17 protein-coding genes are annotated in these 19,075 nt (G+C 67.9%); 13 read left to right on the top strand and 4 right to left on the bottom strand.

Features of this window, described 5'->3' with window-relative positions; all coding sequences use genetic code 11:
* Window positions 1-73: 73 nt before the first annotated feature.
* The gene (gene arfB / locus AC1D1A_RS03210; protein WP_476855587.1) at window positions 74-496 is read left to right on the top strand and encodes an alternative ribosome rescue aminoacyl-tRNA hydrolase ArfB; all 423 of its coding nucleotides are present in this window, start codon (window positions 74-76) and stop codon (window positions 494-496) included.
* A gap of 138 nt (window positions 497-634) precedes the next feature.
* Window positions 635-1,258 (top strand): arsenate reductase/protein-tyrosine-phosphatase family protein, encoded by a 624-nt coding sequence (locus AC1D1A_RS03205; RefSeq protein WP_476947130.1) that lies wholly within the window; start codon window positions 635-637, stop codon window positions 1,256-1,258.
* Between the two features lie 69 nt (window positions 1,259-1,327).
* Here the strand turns inward: AC1D1A_RS03205 and AC1D1A_RS03200 are convergent, their stop codons facing one another.
* Window positions 1,328-1,654 (bottom strand): hypothetical protein, encoded by a 327-nt coding sequence (locus AC1D1A_RS03200; protein WP_028277742.1) that lies wholly within the window; start codon window positions 1,652-1,654, stop codon window positions 1,328-1,330.
* A gap of 377 nt (window positions 1,655-2,031) precedes the next feature.
* On the opposite strand from AC1D1A_RS03200, the gene AC1D1A_RS03195 reads away from it, so the two are divergent.
* The 6 genes from AC1D1A_RS03195 (at window position 2,032) to AC1D1A_RS03170 (ending at window position 11,016) form a co-directional block, all read left to right on the top strand.
* Window positions 2,032-3,027, top strand: coding sequence for an LCP family protein (locus tag AC1D1A_RS03195; protein ID WP_476947129.1), 996 nt, complete (start codon window positions 2,032-2,034; stop codon window positions 3,025-3,027).
* Between the two features lie 74 nt (window positions 3,028-3,101).
* Entirely contained in the window at window positions 3,102-4,199 is a 1,098-nt protein-coding gene (locus AC1D1A_RS03190) for an LCP family protein (RefSeq protein WP_476947128.1), read from the top strand.
* 27 nt (window positions 4,200-4,226) lie between these two features.
* Complete coding sequence (locus AC1D1A_RS03185) at window positions 4,227-6,443, top strand: S9 family peptidase (RefSeq protein ID WP_476947127.1); 2,217 nt, start codon at window positions 4,227-4,229, stop codon at window positions 6,441-6,443.
* A gap of 245 nt (window positions 6,444-6,688) precedes the next feature.
* On the top strand, window positions 6,689-7,471 hold the full coding sequence (locus AC1D1A_RS03180) for a peptidoglycan-binding protein (protein ID WP_476947126.1): 783 nt from the start codon (window positions 6,689-6,691) through the stop codon (window positions 7,469-7,471).
* Window positions 7,472-7,478: 7 nt separating this feature from the next.
* Window positions 7,479-10,040: a hypothetical protein gene (locus tag AC1D1A_RS03175; RefSeq protein WP_476947125.1), complete on the top strand. Its 2,562-nt coding sequence runs from the start codon at window positions 7,479-7,481 to the stop codon at window positions 10,038-10,040.
* 349 nt (window positions 10,041-10,389) lie between these two features.
* Window positions 10,390-11,016, top strand: coding sequence for a dihydrofolate reductase family protein (locus tag AC1D1A_RS03170; RefSeq protein WP_476947124.1), 627 nt, complete (start codon window positions 10,390-10,392; stop codon window positions 11,014-11,016).
* An 87-nt stretch (window positions 11,017-11,103) separates the two neighbouring features.
* Here AC1D1A_RS03170 and AC1D1A_RS03165 read toward each other — a convergent pair whose 3' ends face one another.
* Together AC1D1A_RS03165 and AC1D1A_RS03160 are read right to left on the bottom strand one after the other, a co-directional pair.
* Entirely contained in the window at window positions 11,104-11,667 is a 564-nt protein-coding gene (locus tag AC1D1A_RS03165) for a GNAT family N-acetyltransferase (protein WP_223913678.1), read from the bottom strand.
* Between the two features lie 60 nt (window positions 11,668-11,727).
* The gene (locus AC1D1A_RS03160; protein WP_476872917.1) at window positions 11,728-12,897 is read right to left on the bottom strand and encodes an acetate kinase; all 1,170 of its coding nucleotides are present in this window, start codon (window positions 12,895-12,897) and stop codon (window positions 11,728-11,730) included.
* Between the two features lie 222 nt (window positions 12,898-13,119).
* Here AC1D1A_RS03160 and AC1D1A_RS03155 point away from each other — a divergent pair, with 222 nt between their 5' ends.
* Window positions 13,120-13,383 carry a hypothetical protein gene (locus AC1D1A_RS03155; protein ID WP_028276372.1) on the top strand — a complete coding sequence of 88 codons (264 nt, stop codon included), beginning with the start codon at window positions 13,120-13,122 and terminating at the stop codon, window positions 13,381-13,383.
* A 31-nt stretch (window positions 13,384-13,414) separates the two neighbouring features.
* Here the strand turns inward: AC1D1A_RS03155 and pta are convergent, their stop codons facing one another.
* A complete protein-coding gene (gene pta / locus AC1D1A_RS03150; RefSeq protein WP_476947123.1) occupies window positions 13,415-15,526 on the bottom strand; it encodes a phosphate acetyltransferase in 2,112 nt (703 codons plus the stop codon).
* A gap of 91 nt (window positions 15,527-15,617) precedes the next feature.
* On the opposite strand from pta, the gene AC1D1A_RS03145 reads away from it, so the two are divergent.
* The 4 genes from AC1D1A_RS03145 (at window position 15,618) to AC1D1A_RS03130 (ending at window position 19,072) form a co-directional block, all read left to right on the top strand.
* Complete coding sequence (locus AC1D1A_RS03145) at window positions 15,618-16,160, top strand: hotdog fold thioesterase (RefSeq protein WP_476931648.1); 543 nt, start codon at window positions 15,618-15,620, stop codon at window positions 16,158-16,160.
* A 16-nt stretch (window positions 16,161-16,176) separates the two neighbouring features.
* Window positions 16,177-17,505 (top strand): phenylacetate--CoA ligase PaaK, encoded by a 1,329-nt coding sequence (gene paaK, locus AC1D1A_RS03140; RefSeq protein ID WP_476850180.1) that lies wholly within the window; start codon window positions 16,177-16,179, stop codon window positions 17,503-17,505.
* 31 nt (window positions 17,506-17,536) lie between these two features.
* Window positions 17,537-18,142, top strand: a complete 606-nt coding sequence (locus AC1D1A_RS03135; RefSeq protein WP_028276376.1) for a TetR/AcrR family transcriptional regulator — start codon at window positions 17,537-17,539, stop codon at window positions 18,140-18,142.
* A gap of 69 nt (window positions 18,143-18,211) precedes the next feature.
* Complete coding sequence (locus AC1D1A_RS03130; protein ID WP_476872914.1) at window positions 18,212-19,072, top strand: DUF427 domain-containing protein; 861 nt, start codon at window positions 18,212-18,214, stop codon at window positions 19,070-19,072.
* Window positions 19,073-19,075: the final 3 nt, after the last annotated feature.

The raw sequence follows: 19,075 nt of genomic DNA, 5'->3' as shown, positions 1-19,075 counted from the left end.
ACCGACCGTTCGTTCAGGATATGCGGAAGGCCGGAGATGCGTCAAGGACAGGAATCCGTGTAACGCTGGTTGCATGGATCTGGAGGTGTCGGCCGCGCTCACCATTCCCGCGTCGGAACTCCGCTGGCGGTTCTCGCGCTCGTCCGGGCCAGGCGGCCAGCACGTCAACACCTCGGACAGCCGCGTCGAACTCTCGTGGAACGTCGCGGCCTCGACGGCGCTCTCGGATGGCCAACGGCTGATACTGGCCACCCGCCTTGAACGGCGCCTCATCGCCGGAGTGATCACCGTGACCGCCGCCGAGCAGCGCTCCCAGCTGCGCAACCGCGAGATCGCCCTGGCCAAGCTCGCCGGCCTCGTGGCAGAGGGCCTTGCCCCCGAGGCCGCCCGCCGCCGGGCGACCAAACCCACCCGCGGCTCGAACCGTCGACGCCTCGCCGCAAAGGAACAGCGGGCAGCGACGAAACAGCAACGACGGCGGCCGTCCGCCGAATAGCGCCGTCCAGCCATCCAGCCAGTCATCCAGCCGTCGGGCCAGTCATCCAGCCAGCGGGAAACGCGCGCCCGTGCCCGGGGGAAGATAAGCTCGAACATTACGTCGCCGCTAAGCATCACGAAACGGAAAATGGAAGCCTTGGAGTCGTCCCCACCCATTCGGATCCTGACCGTCTGTACAGGGAACATCTGCCGTTCCCCCGTCGCAGAACGCCTGCTCCAGGCAGGACTTGACCGGATGAAACCCGGCGCCTTCGAGGTAGAGAGTGCCGGCACCCGGGCCATGGTGGGCGAGCCCGTCCAGCCCAGCTCAGCGGACATCATCCGGAGCTATGGCGGAACACCGGACGGCTTTGCCGCCCGGCAGTTGACGCCGACGATCCTGCGCGACACCGATCTGGTGCTGACCATGGCCGCACATCACCGCGGCGAAGCACTGCAGATGGATGCCTCCCTGCTCCGGCGCACGTTCACCATCCGCGAGTTCGCGCGCATGCTGAGGGTCCTGGAACAGCGCGGCAGCACCCAGCGGGATGGCACGGCGGATCCGGCGGTGGACCTGAGAAGCTTTTGGCGCGAATTGCCCGCCCGGGCCGCTGCGGTCCGGCACCTGACACTTGCCCAGGACGCTTCAGAGGACGACGTCGTGGATCCCTACGGGCGCGGCGAGGGAATGTACCGGCAGATGGAGTACGAGCTCGCGCCCGCGCTCCTCACCATCCTGCGTTTCGCGCGCACCGCAACTGAGTTCCACAACGGCTGAGCTCCACAACGGCTGAGTGGCCGCAAGAGCCGGGCACTCCCGGAGGGGTTTTCGTTCGACGGCCCGGAGCTATGCCGCCAACCTCCTGGCCCGGGGAACCGCCATCGGTTCCACCGGCGCCACGATGCTGAGCTGGCATTCGGACTGAAGCGGATCAATGGCGGCGGGCAGGTGGTGGGAGGCTGAGCACTCCCGCAGCTGCTCCAGGGCTGCCGGCTCCACCACGGCGTGGCTGACATCCAACACCAGATGGAGTCCTTCTCTCAGGTGGTTCGCCCGCTTGACCACCACGTACAGGGCCTGGAGGCTTCTTGCCGTCACATGTCCCTGCGCTGCTACTTCTGCCTGACCGCAATCGAGGTCGAGCCTGACAAGAACCCGGAGTTTGTGGTTCAAACGATTCCCCTGTTCGTGCATTTACTGCTTTGGCCGCGACGCTGCGACCGGTTTGGCCGCGACGCTGCGACCGCCCCCAGCCTAGGCAGGGAGTGTGACGCAGGCAACAGTGCGCTTCATATCCGGGGAACCCCGCGTTATCTAGTGCCTTCTTGGTCCAAAACTGTTGTTGCCGCGCCCGGTGTACTGTAAAGAAGGCCGCCACCGGGCCCACTTTCCGGCACCTGGCCCCCGGCGCAGCCAGCCTGAGTGCAGCCAGCCTGAGTAGCGACAGATAGATTCCGGGCACCGTCCCGACTGACCAAGAGGAATACATGACGCACCCCTTCGACAGCGCAGACCAAGTCCCCGCGGCCGGATCCAGGGAACGGCGGCCCGTGAGGAAACACCGGGGCCGCAAGGTGCTGATCGCCGTCGCCGTAGTCGTGGCGCTCGTCGCGGTGGTGGCTGGCGGCTACCTCTTCAACCTGGCACGGACCTTCGACTCCGGCACGAGCAAGATTGAGCAGGCCTTCCCCGACGAGTCCACGCGTCCGCAGAAGACCAACACCGCGATGAATATCCTGGTGATGGGCAGCGACAGCCGCGGCGCCACCGAGGCTGATGCCGCGGGCGGAACGCCCACGAACCAGCGCGCGGACACGCTGATGCTCATGCACATCCCGGCGGACCGCAAGAACATCTACACGATGTCCATCATGCGCGACCTCTGGGTGGACATCCCCGGGCACGGCGAGGCGAAAATCAACTCGGCACTGGCCCTTGGCGGTACGCCGCTGATGGTGCAGACCATCGAGTCGATCTTCCACCAGCGCATCGATCACGTGGCGATGATCGACTTCGAGGGCTTCAAGGGCCTCACCGACGCGCTGGGCGGAGTAACTGTGAACATCAAGGTGCCGTTCAGCTCCACCGCGCTGCCGGGCCAGTCCTTCGCCCCGGGCCAGCACACATTCGACGGAACCCAAGCCCTGGCCTTCGTGCGCGAACGCCATGCCTACGCCGACGGCGACTACCAGCGGGTCCGCAACCAGCAGGAGTTCCTGCGGGCCATCATCAAGAAATCGACTGCCGGCCCGACGCTGAGCAACCCGATCACCATCAACAACATGGTCGGTGCCGTCTCGCCGTTCGTCACGGTCGACAAGACCTTTGATTCGGGAGCCGTGGCAGGGCTGGGGCTCGAGCTCAAGGACATCCGGGCGCAGAACACCGTCATGTTCACCCTGCCGACCGGGGGCATCGGAACGTCCACGGACGGCCAGTCGATCGTGCTGGCCGACCCGGACGCCATCCAAAAGATCTCCGCGGCGATGGCCTCTGACACCCTGGGCGAATACGTCGCGACGAACAAGTTCGAGAACGGGAACTGACTCCCGTCAACTGAGGGGCCAGGAGAGGCCCTTGGACCCTTAGCCCGCGGCAGCAGCGGTGCTAGCGTCCGTTCATGGGGAACGCTCCGGAGCCAGCAGCCGCGGCTTCCGCGGCGTCCCCTCCCCCGTCCCCGGCGGCAGGCCGCCGTCGTCCGATTATTCTGCTCCTGGGGGCGCTGCTCGCGGTCGTCGTGGCCGTCGCGGCCTACGTCCTCACCGTGCAGCGGCCCGGGAGCCCCGCTCCGGCCGGAGCTACGGCACCGGCCGCCGCCCCGGCGGCCGCGACGGCGACGGCGGCCAGCCCCACGCCGGCGCCCACCCCCACGCCCACCCCGGAACCACCCGCCGTCGCCCTCAACATCCTGCTGATCGGGAGCGACAGCCGGGTGAATGAGCGGGCGGCGGCGGCCCGCGGCACCACCTCCGACCAGCGCGGCGACGCTCTTGTGCTGATCCACCTCCCGGCGGACCGGAAGAGCGTCTACGGCATCTCGATCATGCGCGATCTTTGGGTGGACATCCCCGGCCACGGAACCTCGAAGGTGAATGCCGCGCTGGAACTGGGCGGACTGCCGCTGATGACGCGGACGGTGGAGGCGCTGCTGGGTGCGCACATCGACCACACGGTGATGCTGGATTTTCAAGGGTTCGCGGCCATGACGGACGCGCTCGGCGGTGTCGACGTCAACATCAAACAGTCATTCACCGCCACCGCAGATGACAAGGTCCACTTCCCGGCGGGCGTGAACCACCTCAACGGGCTGCAGGCCCTGGCCTTCGTCCGCGAGCGCCATGCCTTCGCCGATGGCGATTACCAGCGGGTCCGGAACCAGCAGACGTTCTTGAAAGCCATGATGGCCAAGTTGGCTTCCGAAGGCGGCCTGGCGGACCGCGGCACCGTCCGCAAACTCATCAAGACGGTGCTGCCGCACGTGACCCTGGACGCAAGCTTCACCTTGGAGTCGCTGGAAAACCTCGCCTTCGGCCTGCGGAGCACGCCGCCGGGACGTGGCGTGTTCTTCACCCTGCCGACCGCCGGCACCGGGACCAGCCGGGACGGCCAGTCGATTGTCCTGAAGGACCCTGCCGCGACCGCAGCGCTCTCCGCCGCACTGCGCTCGGGAACGCTTGCCGGCTACGTGGCGGCCAACAATCTGCAGAACGGCAATTGAGGCGCCGCTCTTCGGTAGATTGGGTCCATGACCCAGACTCCCGCCCAGCCGTCCCCGCAGCCTCCCGTCGCCCGGAAAGTTCCCTCGGTGCGCACCCATCACGGCGACGCGTTCGAGGACAACTACGAGTGGCTCCGGGACAAGGAGTCCGCAGAGGTCGTGGACCTGCTCAAAGCTGAAAACTCCTACCAGGAGTCCGTGACCGCGCACCAGGAGCCGCTGCGCGAGGCAATCTTCCAGGAAATCAGGGGCCGCACCCAGGAAACTGACCTTTCCGTCCCGAACCGCAAGGACGGCTGGTGGTATTTCACCCGCTCGGTCGAGGGCAAGGAGTACGGCATCCACTGCCGCGTGCGCGGCCAGGACACCGGGGACCGCGTCGCGGACTGGACTCCGCCGGCCGTGGAGGCCGGCGTCGTCATCCCCGGCGAGGAGGTCCTGCTCGATGGCAACCTCGAGGCCGAGGGCAAGCCGTTCTTCGCCGTGGGCGGGGCTGCCACGACCATCGACGGCACCCTCTACGCCTACGCCGTGGACAACGCCGGCGACGAGCGCTTCACCCTGCGCATCAAGGACCTCCGCACCGGCGACTTGCTGCCGGATGTGATCGAGAACGTCTTCTACGGCATCTCCTTCTCCCCCGACGGCAGCCGGATCTTCTATACCGTGGTGGACGATTCGTGGCGGCCGTACCAGGTCAAGTCCCACGTGCTCGGCACACCCGTCGGCGAGGACACGGTCATCTACCAGGAGGACGACGTCGCCATGTGGCTCGGCTTCGAGCTCTCTGCCGACCGGCGGCACCTGGTGCTCAGCATCGGCTGCTCCGAGTTCAGCGAGACCCGCCTGCTGCGCTTTGATGACCCCGACGCCGGCCCGCGCACCGTGATCTCCCGCGACGAGCGCATCCTCTACGAGGCCGAGCCGTTCCTGCTGGCGGACGCCACAGGACGGGGCCGGGAGCGGATTCTGCTCACGCACAACAAGGACGCCATCAATTCCATGGTCTCGCTGGTGGACCCGGCCGAGCTCGCAAAGCCGCTCGCCGAGCAGCACTGGGATACCGTCGTCGCCCATTCAGACCAGGTCCGGGTCAACGGCGCCGGCGTCACGTCGACCCACGCGGTGGTCTCCGTGCGCAAGGACACCATTGAACGGGTCCAGGTCCTGCCCCTGGCAGGACTGGGCACCCCGGAGCAGGGCGCCGCCGTGGAACCTGCGTTCGCCGAAGAACTGTATACCGCCGGCGTCGCGGGCTCCGACTACGAGGCGCCCGTCATCCGGATGGGCTACACCTCCTACTTCACCCCGTCGCGGGTCTACGACTTCGTGCTGCCCACCCCGGAGCTCCCGGCCGGTGAACTCCTGCTGCGCAAGGAGAGCCCGGTGCTGGGCGGCTACACGCCGTCGGACTACGTCGCCACCCGGGAATGGGCGGTGGCGTCCGACGGGACCCGGATTCCGCTCTCGGTCCTCCGCCATGCCTCCGTCCGGCAGGATTCGACGGCGGCCGGCCTGGTGTACGGCTACGGCTCCTACGAAATGAGCATGGATCCGGGCTTCGGGATCCCCCGGTTGTCCCTGCTGGACCGGGGCATCGTGTTTGTGATCGCCCACATCCGGGGCGGCGGCGAGCTGGGCCGGCACTGGTACGACGACGGCAAGAAGCTGCACAAGAAAAACACGTTCACCGACTTCATTGCGGCCACGGACTGGCTCGCCGGTTCCGGCTGGGTCGACCCGGCACGGATCGCGGCGATGGGCGGCTCCGCCGGCGGCCTGCTCATGGGCGCGGTCGCCAACCTGGCGCCGGAAAAGTACGCGGCGATCGTTGCCGCCGTCCCGTTCGTGGACGCATTGACCACCATCCTGGACCCCGACCTGCCGCTCTCGGCGCTGGAGTGGGAGGAATGGGGCAACCCAATCACCGACCCGGCCGTGTACGCGTACATGAAGTCGTACACGCCCTACGAGAACGTCCGTGCCGTGGCGTACCCGAAGATCGCCGCGGTCACCAGCTTCAACGACACCCGCGTGCTCTACGTGGAGCCGGCCAAGTGGGTGCAGCGGCTGCGCGAGGTGAACACCGGCAGCGAACCCGTCGTCCTGAAAATCGAGATGGAAGGCGGCCACGGCGGCGCGTCGGGCCGGTACGTGCAGTGGCGCGAACGGGCCTGGGACTACGCGTTCGTCGCCGATTCCCTCGGCGCCACCGAACTGCTGCCCGAATCCGGACTGAAGTAAGAACCCCATCGGTTGCTCCGTAGGCGCCCTTTGGGACCTCCATGAGGGCACTTACGGAGCAATCGATGCGTTTTCCGGCCGGTCAGCAGACTTTCCGGCAATAATCCGGGAGCCCGCTACCGATATTTGGTCATCATGCTTACTATTTACTGGCATGATGGGCACTTCGACGTGGAACCCGTCCGCTGGGGGCGGGGCGTCGTAGGGCTTTGACCGGGCACACGATGCCGGAGATGGAGTTTGTTATGAGCGTTGAGCAGGGAATGACCCCGTTGACTGATGATGAGCTGATGGCGCAGGGCGGCACCGCTCTCCCGGACAAGGAAGTCGCCTCCGTCCTGGACCTGAACGCCGACCTGAACCTGGGGATCAGCGCCGCGGCGCCGATCGACCTCGGCGTCGCGGCCAACGCCAACGTTGCCGCGCCGATTGATGCGGCTGCCTCGGCAAACGTGCTCTCTTTCGGGTCTGAGTCCCAAGCCCTCGCCGACCAGGGAACCATTATCAACCAGGGCGTCACAGGCGATGCCACGGCAGACTCCACCCAGGACAGTGTCATCGACCAGGGCACCGGTACGGATACCGGGACCACAGCAGATTCTGCCGCAGCGCCTGCCCCCACCGATCCGGCCACGCCTGCCGCCACGGCCGATCTCGGCGGCGCTGTACCCGCCGGCACGGTACCCGCCGATGCCACCGGCATCTTGCCGGATGGCACGGCCCCGGACCTGGGCGGTGCGCTGCCGACGGACGTGGGAGCCGCTGCCGGCGCCGCGGGTGCCCTCAACGGCAACCTGCTCAACGTCGATGTGAACCTGGACGCCAACGCTGGCATCGCAGCACCGATCAACGGTGCGGTGGCCGCCAACGCCAACGTGGCCGCGCCGATCGACGCTGCCGTCGGCGCCAACATCGGCTCCATCGACAGCAACGCGTTCGCCGTCGCCCAGCAGGATGCCATCATCAACCAGGACATCCATGGTGACGCTACGGCGTCGGCTGACCAGCAGTCCGACCTGAAGCAGTAGCACCTAGATGAGCACTGTGCACGGAGGGCCGTCCGGGCAGGACGGCCCTCCGGCCCTGCCTGCCACCGGCGGCGCCACATCCGCCGCCACATCGCCCGGCTCCGGCACCGACTCCGGAGCCGGTGCACGCGGCGACGCTGCCGGCCCGGCGGCGTCCGCGGCGGTCGGCCTGCACCCGGTTCCGGTGCGGGCCGCCGGCGTCCAGCTGATCGGCGAGGCGAAGGGGTCCGGTTACAAGGAAGCCCCGTCCCTCGTGCGCCGTTCCGACGGCCAGACCATCCAGCTCACCCGGCTGCTGTACCTGGTGCTCGAGGCGATCGACGGCGAGCGGGGCCTGGAAGAAATCGCCGGGCACGCCAGTGACAGTTTCGGACGGCTCGTCAGTGCCGAGAACGTCCGCACCCTGATCACTTCCCAGCTGCTCCCCCTCGGCCTCCTGCAGCTGGCGGACGGCTCCGAGCCCGCGGTAAAGAAATCGAACCCGCTGCTGGGTATGCGCTTCCGGTACTCGGTGACCGATCCGGACCGCACCCGGAAGATCACCGCGCCGTTCGCCACGCTGTTCAACCCCTTGATCGTGGTGGCTGTGACCGCGGCCTTCCTGGCCACGTGCTGGTGGGTGTTGATGGTCAAGGGTCTGGCATCGGCAACGCATGAGGCCTTCGCCAACCCCGGCCTGGTGCTTCTGATCCTGGTGGTCACGGTGCTCTCGGCCGGTTTCCATGAGTTCGGCCACGCCGCCGCCGCCCGCCGCGGCGGAGCCACCCCCGGCGCCATGGGGACCGGCCTGTATCTGATGTGGCCGGCCTTCTATACCGACGTTACGGATTCCTACCGGCTGGGGCGCGGCGGCCGGCTGCGCACGGACCTCGGCGGACTGTACTTCAATGCCATCGTGGCCGTCGCGATCATGGGTATCTGGTGGGCCACCGGCTTCGATGCGCTGCTGCTGGTGGTGGTCACCCAGATCCTGCAGATGGTCCGGCAGCTGATGCCGCTGGTCCGCTTCGACGGCTACCATATCCTGGCCGACGCTACCGGTGTCCCGGACCTGTTCCAGCGCATCAAGCCCACGCTGCTGGCCCTGGTGCCTTGGCGGAAGACAGATCCCGAAGCCGGGCTCCTGAAGCCCTGGGCGCGGGCCGTGGTCACCATCTGGGTGCTGGTCACGGTCCCCCTGCTGCTCTTCAGCATGGCCACCATGGTGCTCACCCTGCCGCGCGTCCTGGGCACCGCCTGGGACAACGGCCTGAAACAGCAGGCCATGCTTTCCCACAGCGTCGCCACCGGGGACGTCGCCGACGCCGCCGTGCGGGTGATCGCGATCGCCTGCCTGGCGCTGCCGGTGCTGGGCATCTTCTACATCCTGCTGCGCCTGGTCCGCCAGCTGGCCACCGGCCTGTGGCGCAAGACCCGCGGCAAGGCCCTCCAGCGTGCCACGGCCATCGTTGCGATCGCGGCGGTGGCGGCGGGCCTCGCCTGGGCCTGGTGGCCGGGAGCTGACACCTACCGCCCGGTCCAGCCCTACGAGCGCGGCACCCTGGCCGACGCCACCACCGCCGTCTTCCCGGCCTCCGCCGCGTCCCGGATGGCCGAGGGCCAGTCGGGAACGACCGTTGCCCTGTGGCCGGAGGGCGCCCGGCGGCCCACACGCGAGGACCCGCAGCTGAGCATGGTGCTGGTGCCCCGGCAGTCCGGCACGGCCAGCACGGCCGGCCCCGCGGCGGCGCCGGCTGCCCCTTCCTGGGTCTTCCCCTTCGACAAGCCGGCCGCTCCGGAGGACGACGGCAACCAGTCGCTCGCGGTCAACACCACTGACGGTTCCGTGGTCTACGACGTCGCCTTCGCCCTGGTCTGGGCCGAGGACGGTGACACCGTGGACACCAGGAATGAGGCGTACGCCTTTGCCAGCTGCGCGGACTGCGCCGCCGTGGCGGTGGGCTTCCAGGTGGTCCTGATTGTGGGACAGACCGATGTGATCGTTCCGGAAAATCTCTCAGCGTCGGCGAACTACAACTGCGTCCGGTGCCTGACCTACGCCCTGGCCAGCCAACTTGTCCTGACCCTGGATGGGCCCCTGAGCAGCGACGGCATGACCAGGCTCAACGAGCTGTGGCAGGAGATCGCCGCCTACGGCAAGGACCTGCGGAACCAGCCGCTCTCGGAGATCCAGGGCCGGCTCAGCGCGTACAAGGAACAGATCATGGCGGTCATCAAGGCCGATCCGAGCGCCACCCCGGCCGGGTCCGCCGGCACAGCGCCAACTCCGGGCGCCACGACCGGCGCAACCTCCGGCGCCACGCCCGGCGCAACCTCCGGCGCCACGCCTGGTGCCGGTACCGCTGCCACGCCCGGTACGACGTCGGGAGCCACTGCCGAAACCACCCCCGGCAGCACGCAGGCCCCGGCCCCGGGAACCACGGCGCCGAGTGACGGCACGACGTCGTCCGGTCCCGCCCCGGGCTCCGGTGCCACGGAGCCGGCAGGGCAGCAACTGACGCAACCCGCGGCTCCCGCACCGGGCACGGTCTCACCGGCGCCGGTATCCACCGCGCCGCCGGCACCCTAAGTCGGGAACCCGAATCGGGTTCGGCCTGGGCCCGAATTGGTTCCGAATGGACGCAGATGGCCGGAATGAGGACTTCATTCCGGCCATCTGCGTCAGATCGGCGTCCCGACAGACCGCCACCCCGTCAGGTCGGCCTTCCCTTAGATTTGCGCGTCCCTTAGATTGGGGCTTCGCTGCGCCTTCGGCCGCCGGATACCTGCTGCCGGGCCTTCCATTCATCCGCGGGGATGGTGTACACCATTTCCGTGGCCCGTTCGTCCTTGTTGTGCCACTTGCCACCTGCCGTGATTCCTGCCCAGCCCGGGCCGGTGAACCCGGCACCCAGCACCCAGCACGGAGAGGCAACACGATGAGACTAACGCTGACTGAGTTCCTCACATTGGACGGCGTGGCGCAGGGTCCTGGATCGCCCGATGAGGATACCAGCGACGGCTTCTCACAAGGAGGTTGGTTCGTCCCCTACCTTGACGAGGAATTCATCAAACAGGCGGCGGACTGGCTGGGTGAGGCGGATGCGTTGCTGTTCGGCCGCCGCACCTACGTCAACTTTGCGAGGGACTGGCCGAGAATCACGGACCCTGATGATCCGTTCTCTGAGAAGATGAACGGTTTGCCGAAGTACGTGGCCTCGCAGAGCCTGGCGCGGGCTGGTTGGGCGCCCACGACCATCCTGTCCGGGGACGTCCCCGCACAGGTCGCTAAGTTGAAGAGGCAGCCCGGCCGGGAGTTGCAGATCCACGGGAGTGCCCGGCTGGCCCAGTCGCTGCTGGCGAAGGGGCTGATCGACGAACTGAGGCTGGTGATCGCCCCTGTGGTGGTGGGTAACGGCAGGCAACTGTTTCCGGCCGGAGGCGCCCCGGCGGGCCTGCGTCTGGTCCGCCATGAGGCGACGCCGGGCGGACTCGCGATTCTTGTCTATGAGTCGGCAGGGCTTCCGACGTACGGGACCTATGAGCCTGGTTCGTCCGGCACCTGAGGCCCGTGGTTGAGCTTGCGGCCGATGGTTGAGTCGGCCGCTACGCTGCACCAGGCGGAGTTGACCGAGTTCAAGCGCCGGGCCAGGTCAGCGGGCCTTCCACTCGTCCGCGAGCATGGCGTACACCACTTCCGTGGCCCATTCGCCCTTGTAGTGCCATTTGTCCACCTGCCGTGATTCCAGGCGCATGCCGAGCCGTTCACAAAGCGCCGCCGAGGCTGTGTTCAGGGCATCGAGCTTGGCGTCGATGCGGTGGAATCCGAGGTCTTCAAACCCGAGCTTCAGCAGTGCCCGGGCAGCCTCGCTCGCGATGCCCCGTCCCCGCGCCTCCGGGGCCAGGCTCCAGCCGATCTCGGCCTGCCCGCACCCCTCCAGCCACTTCAGCACCACCTCGCCGAGGAGGCCGGGCGAATCCTGGGCCTCAATGGCCAAGGCCACCCAGTCGCCCTCCTTCTCGAACTCGAAGTTGGCGTACCGTCCCACCGTTTCCATCGACTGGGTGTAGCTCTTGGCCTCGCGGGGCAGGAACCGGGCGGTTTCCGGGAGCGAGTGGTAGGCATGGAAGGCATCGAGGTCGGCGGCTGCAAAACGCCGCAGCACCAGCCGCTCGGTGCGGATGGGCAGCGGAGGCAGTGGCTTGGGTTCATTCATGTCCCCAACGCTACCCATCCGTTGCTCCGGAAGCGCCGTTTTGCGCGGCCAACAGGGCGGCTATGGAGCAACGGATGCCTGCGCGACGGCGGCGGCCGTTGCCTCCGCGATCGCCCGTTCCTCGTCAGTGGGGACTACAAGGACCGGCAGGGCCGACGTCGGGGTGGAAATGACGCGGGGTTCCCTGGACCGTTCCCGGTTCAGCCCGGCGTCGAGTTCGACGCCGAGGGCACCGAGCCGCTGCGCCACCAGGTTCCGGAACTGGTGCGAGTTCTCGCCGATTCCGGCCGTGAAGACAAGAGCCTTCGCGCCGCCCACGGCCACGTGGTAGCCGCCGATGTACTTCGCGAGCCGGTAGGACGCGACCGCCAGGGCCATGGCCGCCTTGGCATCGCCGGCTTCCGCGGCCTCCACCACGGAGCGCATGTCGTTGTTTCCGGCCAGGCCTTTGAGCCCGGACTGCCGGTTCAGCATCGAATCCAGGTCCTCGGGTGACCATCCGTTCCGGCCGAGGAAGACCAGGATGGACGGATCGAGGTCGCCGGAGCGGGTGCCCATGACGAGACCCTCGAGGGGCGTGAATCCCATGGACGTGTCGATTGACTGGCCGCCGCGGATCGCGGTGACCGAGGCGCCGTTCCCCAGGTGGGCGATCACGGCGTCGAACTCCTCGACCGGAACATCCAGCAGCGCCGCCGCCCGGTGCGCAACGTATTCGTGCGAGGTGCCGTGGAAGCCGTAGCGGCGGATCCCGTGGTTCGTGTAGAGCTCGTCCGGCACCGCATAGCGCCAGGCGTGCTCGGGCAGGGTGCGGTGGAAGGCGGTGTCGAACACGGCCACCTGCGGCAGTTCGGGCCACTTCTTCGAGATCGCGCGGATGCCGAGGACGTTGGCGGGGTTGTGCAGCGGGGCGAGCGGGTTCAGCCGCTCAATGGCCCGGGTGATCTCGTTGTTGACCAGCACCGGCTCGGCGAAGCGCTCCCCGCCGTGCACCACGCGGTGGCCGACGGCATCCAGCACGCGGTCCCCCAAGGCGTCGTGGATGGCGGCGTCCACCTGCTCCAGCGCCTGGGCGTGGTCGCGCGGGCCCTCGATCTGGCCGTCGCCCTCACCGCCGGCACCCATGCCGATCTTCTCGACCAGGCCTTCGGTGAGCACGCTGCCGGCCTCGACGTCGCGCACCTGATACTTGAGCGAAGACGAGCCAGAGTTGATGACGAGCACGAGCATGGGGCCTCCTAAGCCTTGGCTTCGACGCTACCCGAGGGTGCGCCGGGACTGGCATCACGCCGGAGCCTGGCCGAGCGCTCCGTGGGATCCACTATAAATTGCCGGACCAAATTGCCGGAACGCCAGTGGCGCCCATCCGTTGCGAAAGCCCATCCGTTGCGAAAGCCGGGCCGGGCGCCTAGAGTCGGCGGACCAACTGGACAACTCACGAAGGGGATTTCCATGACTGACGACGCGACCCAGCCGGAGGGCACCGAACCAGCGGGCACCGAACCCGCCAGCGGTTCCGGTAAACCGGATCCCACCGGCGTCGTCGGCGCGAACCCGGCCCTGGACGACACAGGAAACCCCAAGGCCGCCGAGGTCGGCGAAGCGCCCGAGGCCCCCGAGAATCTGGAGGACCTGGATCTCACGCCGGCGGGCCTGGCCGATGAGCCCGCCAAGGAGGAAGACCCCGAAAGTCCGGCGAAGCCGGAAAACAGCTGACCCGGAGAACAGCTGCCCGGACATCTGCTGACTATGCGCGGGCAGCCGCAGGTTCCGGCTCGGTAGCGGGCTCCACGGACTGCGCCTGCACGGCGGTGATGGCCACCGTGTTCACGATGTCCTCTACGGTGCACCCGCGGGAGAGGTCGTTAACCGGCTTCCGGAGCCCCTGCAGGACCGGCCCGACGGCGACCGCACCCGAGGACTGCTGCACCGCCTTGTAGGTGTTGTTGCCGGTGTTCAGGTCCGGGAAGATGAACACGGTCGCCTGCCCTGCCACGGACGAGCCGGGCATCTTGGACGCGGCGATGGCGGCGTCGACGGCGGCGTCGTACTGGATGGGGCCTTCAACGGCCAGATCCGGGCGGCGGTCCTTCACGACTTCGGTGGCCTGCCGGACTTTGTCCACTGCTTCCCCGGTCCCGGATCCGCCGGTGGAGTAGGACAGCATGGCCACCCGCGGCTCCACGCCGAACTGGGCTGCGGTCTCGGCTGAGGCCAGCGCGATATCCGCCAGCTGCTCCGCGTTCGGGTCAGGGTTGACCGCGCAGTCGCCGTAGACCAGCACCCGGTCCGGCATCAGCATCAGGAACACCGAGGAGACGATCTTGACGCCGTCCCGCGTCTTGACGAACTCCAGCGCGGGCCGGATGGTGTGGGCCGTGGTGTGCGCGGCGCCGGACACCATGCCGTCCACCACGCCGAGCTGCACCATCATGGTGCCGAAGTAGCTGCCGTCGAGCATGACCTCCAGCGCCCGGGCCAGGTCCACGCCCTTGTGCGCCCGCAGCTCCGCGTACTTCTGGGCAAACTGCTGGCGCAGCTCCGACGTCGCGGGGTCCACGATGCTCATGCCGGAGAGGTCAATGCCCTGGGTGGACGCCAGCTCCCGGACCGCCGACTCATTGCCCAGGATCGTGAGGTCGCAGACGTCCCGCCGGTGCAGAATTTCGGCGGCCCGCAGGATCCGCACGTCGTTCCCCTCGGGCAGGACAATGTGCCGGCGCTGCAGCCGGGCCCGCTCAATGAGGTCGTGCAGGAACCGCAGCGGCGTCATCCGCTCCAGCCGCGGCAGGTGCAGCCGCTCCACCAGCTCGGCCTCGTCCACGCGCTTAGCCCACAGCCCCACGGCCGAGGCCACCTTGCGGCGGTGCCCCGACCAGATCTCGCTGCGGACCTCGGACACCCGTTTGGCGGTGGTGTAGGTATCGTCCGGGGCCGCGAACACGGGGAATGGCGCCTGCGCCAGCAGCGAGTAGATGTTGGGGTCCGGGGCCAGGCCGCCGGTGAGGATGAGCGCCGACGGCACCGGAAACTCCGGCGAGAACGACGACGCGAGGCACGCGACCATCACGTCCGCACGGTCGCCCGGGACGATCACGAGGGCGCCGTCGTCGAGCACGTGCAGGAAGTTGGCCACATTCATCGCCGCCACCTTGATGGAATGGACGTCGCGTTCCATGTCCTGCCGGCCGGCCACCTGGCGGATCCCAAGGGCCGAGGCCACCTCCCCGGTGGTGGGCCGTGCGATGTCCTCCAGTTCGGGGAAGACGTAGACGGGGCGGCCGGACGCGCCGGGCTTCACGGCGGCGACGATCTCGTCCACGTCCTCCGGGTTGGCCCGGTTCACCATGATGGCCAGGAGGCTGCAGTGTTCCGCCGCCAGTTCCTTGCGGGCAACCTCGACGGCGTCGGCAGCCTCCGCGACGGTCCGCCCCTTCGCGCCCACCACGGCGACGATCGAGGCGGCCAGGTTGTTCGCGAGGCGAGCGTTGAGGTCGAATTCGACGGCGGCATCCTGGCCGGTGAGGTCCGTCCCCTCCACAATCACCACGTCGCAGTGGCGGGACATTTCGGCGAAGATCTCCACGCAGCGGGCGTCGATCTCGGCCCTGTTGCCCTCGGCCAGCAGCCCGCGGACCTCGGCAAACGTCAGGCCGCCGCGGCAGCGCTGGTCATCAAGATCGAACCGGGCCTTCATCAGCGCCACCATCGGGTCCGCCGCGGCGTCGTTGCCGTGAACCACAGGCTTGAAGAATCCGATCCGGTCCGCGTGCCGGTGGAGGGTGTCCGCCAACCCCAGCGCTATGAGGGACTTGCCGGAGCCCGGGGTGGTCGCGCTGACGTAAATTCCTTTGGCCATGTGTCCCAGCATACTTACACCCCTTGACAGCGGGCACCCACATGGGATTACCTAATGAACATTCGGTAAATAAAGCTGGAGGCAACGACGCATGGCTGAACTGACGGTTTCCGGGGCCACCCACCCCATCCTGAAAGACGACTACGCCTCGGAATGGATGGGCATCGAAGTCCTGGCGCTGGACGACGGGCATGCCACGATCCGAATGACGCTCCGGCAGGAAATGCTCAACGGCTTCGGCATGGCCCACGGCGGAATGATCTTCGCCTTCGGCGACACCGCCTTCGCCCTCGCCTGCAACCCGGCCAGCCCGAAACCCGGCGAAGCCGGGATCGACAGCGGCAACATCACGGTTGCTGCCGGCGTCGACATCAACTTCCTGAAGCCCGCCTTCCGCGGACAGGTGCTGACCGCCGTCGCGAACCGCCGCGCCAGCACCGGACGCAGCGGGCTGTACGACATCCAGATCTACGCCGCCGACCCAGGCGCGGGCATCCCGGCGGCGGCACCGGCCGGCGCGGCCCCCGCAGCAACCCTTCCGGGCCAGCTCCCCACCGATACCGCTACCGACGCCCCTACGTGGGAACTCATCGCCGAGTTCCGCGGCCGCAGCCGCACCATCTCCAAGAAATAGAAACAGGGAACCACTGATGACCCAAGAAACTGCCGCCGCCACTACCGACGCTGTCCTGGACCGCGAGGAGACCATCTCCCGCGACGAGCTCGAGGCGCTCCAGCTCAGCCGCCTGCAGCACACGGTGGCCTACGCCTATGACCGCGTCCCCTTGTACAAGCGTAAGTTCGACGAGGCCGGCGTCCACCCGTCGGACTTGCGTGAACTCTCCGACCTCGGCAAGTTCCCCTTCACCACCAAGGAGGACCTCCGCCTCGAGTACCCCTTCGGCATGTTCGCCGTGCCGCAGAACGAGGTAGCGCGGATCCATGCCAGCTCCGGCACCACGGGCCGCGCCACCGTGGTGGGCTACACGAAGAAGGACCTCGCCGACTGGGCCAAGCTTGTGGCCCGCTCGCTGCGCGCCTCCGGCGTCCGGCCCGGCATGAAGGTGCACAACGCTTACGGCTATGGCCTGTTCACCGGCGGCATGGGCGCCCACGCCGGCGCCGAGGCCCTCGGCTGCACCGTCATCCCGATCTCCGGCGGCCAGACCGAGCGCCAGATCACCCTCATCCAGGACTTCAAGCCCGATGCCATCCTGGCCACCCCCACCTACCTGCTGACCATCGCCGACGCCATGATCAAGCAGGGCATCGACCCGGCCTCCACGTCGCTGAAGTACGCGGTCCTGGGCGCCGAGCCGTGGACCGAGGAAATGCGGCACGAGCTTGAGACCACCATGAACCTCAAGGCCTGCGACATCTACGGCCTCTCCGAGGTCATGGGCCCGGGCGTCGCCGGCGAAGCCGTGGAAACGCAGGACGGCAGCCACATCTGGGAGGACCACTTCCGGCCCGAAATCATCGACGCCTTTGACCCCACCGTAGTGCTGGGCGACGGCGAACCGGGCGAGCTGGTGTTCACCTCGCTCACCAAGGAGGCGCTGCCGATCATCCGGTACCGCACCAAGGACCTCACGCGGCTCCTGCCCGGCACCGCACGGCCGGCACACCGCCGCATGGGCCGCATCACCGGCCGCAGCGACGACATGATCATCCTGCGCGGGGTGAACCTGTTCCCGTCCCAGATCGAGGAGATCGCCCTGCGCATCCCCGAGCTCAGCCCGCACTTCCAGCTGGAGCTGACCCGGCCCGAGGGACTGCGCATGGACCAGCTGACCGTCAAGATCGAGCGCCGCGACACCGTCACCGTCGAGGGCGCCACGGCCGCCGCTAAGGTCCTGCAGCAGCAGATCAAGATCCACGTCGGCTCCTCCTGCACCGTCGACGTCGTCGACCCCGGCTCGCTGGAGCGGTCCAACGGCAAGCTGCGCCGGATCTACGACATGCGCCCCAAGGGCTGAGTGAGCACCAGATCGTGAGAAACTAGCCACTATGCCCAGCACAGCAACCACCACCAAGCGCGGCCGCCCCGGCTATGACCAGCAGTCGGTGCTGGTCATCGCCGTCGACGTCTTCAACCGCCACGGCTACGATGCCACCTCGATGGGTATCCTTGCTGAGAACCTGGGCATCTCCAAGTCCGCGATCTACCACCACGTCCCGTCCAAGGGCGACCTGCTGAAGCTCGCCCTGGACCACGCCCTGGGCGGGCTCGAGGCGATCCTGGACCAGCCCGGGGCAACCTCCGGTTCGGCCGATGCCCGGCTGGAGTTCGTGGTCCGCCAGACCATCTCGGTGCTGGTGGAGCGGCTGCCCTTCGTGACGCTGCTGCTGCGCCTGCGCGGGAACACGGAGATCGAGCGGGATGCGTTGGAACGGCGCCGCACCTTCGACCACAAGGTCGCCGCATTGATTTCCGAGGCTCGGGATGAGGGCTCGCTCCGCCAGGACATTGACCCCCGCACCGTCACCCGGCTGCTGTTCGGCACCATCAACTCGATCGTCGAGTGGTACAAGCCGGGCGGCTCGCTGTCCCCGGAGAAGCTGGCCGACGACGTCATCACCATGGCGTTCCACGGCCTTCACGTCCCCCGCTGACCGCCTGCCGGCCGGCGGGTGGCCGGGTCAGTCGTTGACGGCGGGATAACGGACGCCCACCCTGTAGTCATGGCCACGAAGATATCTGACGTCCTCTTCAGCACGTTCCCCGATTTGCGTTACCAGCCCACCGCGAAAAGGGTCCGTGCCATGGTGGGCGGGCGTGCCGTCGTCGACACTCTGGGTGCGCTCTTGGTGTGGGAGCCCAAACGCATCACCCCCGTCTACGCCGTTTCCGAAGGCGACCTCCGTGCCCAATTGGCGCCGCCGGGGCAGCAGGCGGGCGACGTCCCGGAACACGGCTTCCGAGTGAGCCGGGAGGGGCCGCGGGCGCTGGATCCGCGCACGGCGTTCGGCAGGCACACGGCGGCCGGTGAGGAGCTCGACGTCGTCGCTCCCCATGCGAGGCTGCCCCGCGCTGCCTTCCGGCCGGCGGACCCCGACCTCGCCGGCTACGTGGTGCTGGATTTCAACGCTTTCGACTGGCTCGAGGACGACGAGGAGATCATCGGCCACCCACGTGATCCGTTCCACCGTGTGGACATCCGGGCGTCCTCGCTCACCGTTGAGGTAGGGCTCGACGGCGTAACGCTCGCCACGACGAACGGCGCGCAGCTGCTCTACGAAACCATGCTGCCGGTGCGCTACTACATTCCGCCGTCGGATGTGCGGCTGGATCTGATGCAAGAGAGCCCCAAACGGACCATTTGCCCGTACAAGGGCCAGGCGAGCTACTGGAGCTACCCTGGCTCCGAGCAGGGCAGGAACGTCGCGTGGAGCTATGACCGGCGGCTCCGCGACGCCGCGCAGATCCACGGACTTGTCAGTTTCTTCAATGAGCGAGTGGACATCACGGTGGACGGCGTCCGGCAGGAGCGCCCGGTCACGCCGTGGTCACGCCCGGACGGAGCGGGGGCACCCGGGGTGTGACCG

It is taken from the genome of Arthrobacter sp. P1_B9 (assembly GCF_056406495.1).
This window is presented reverse-complemented; position numbering and strand designations above follow the sequence as displayed.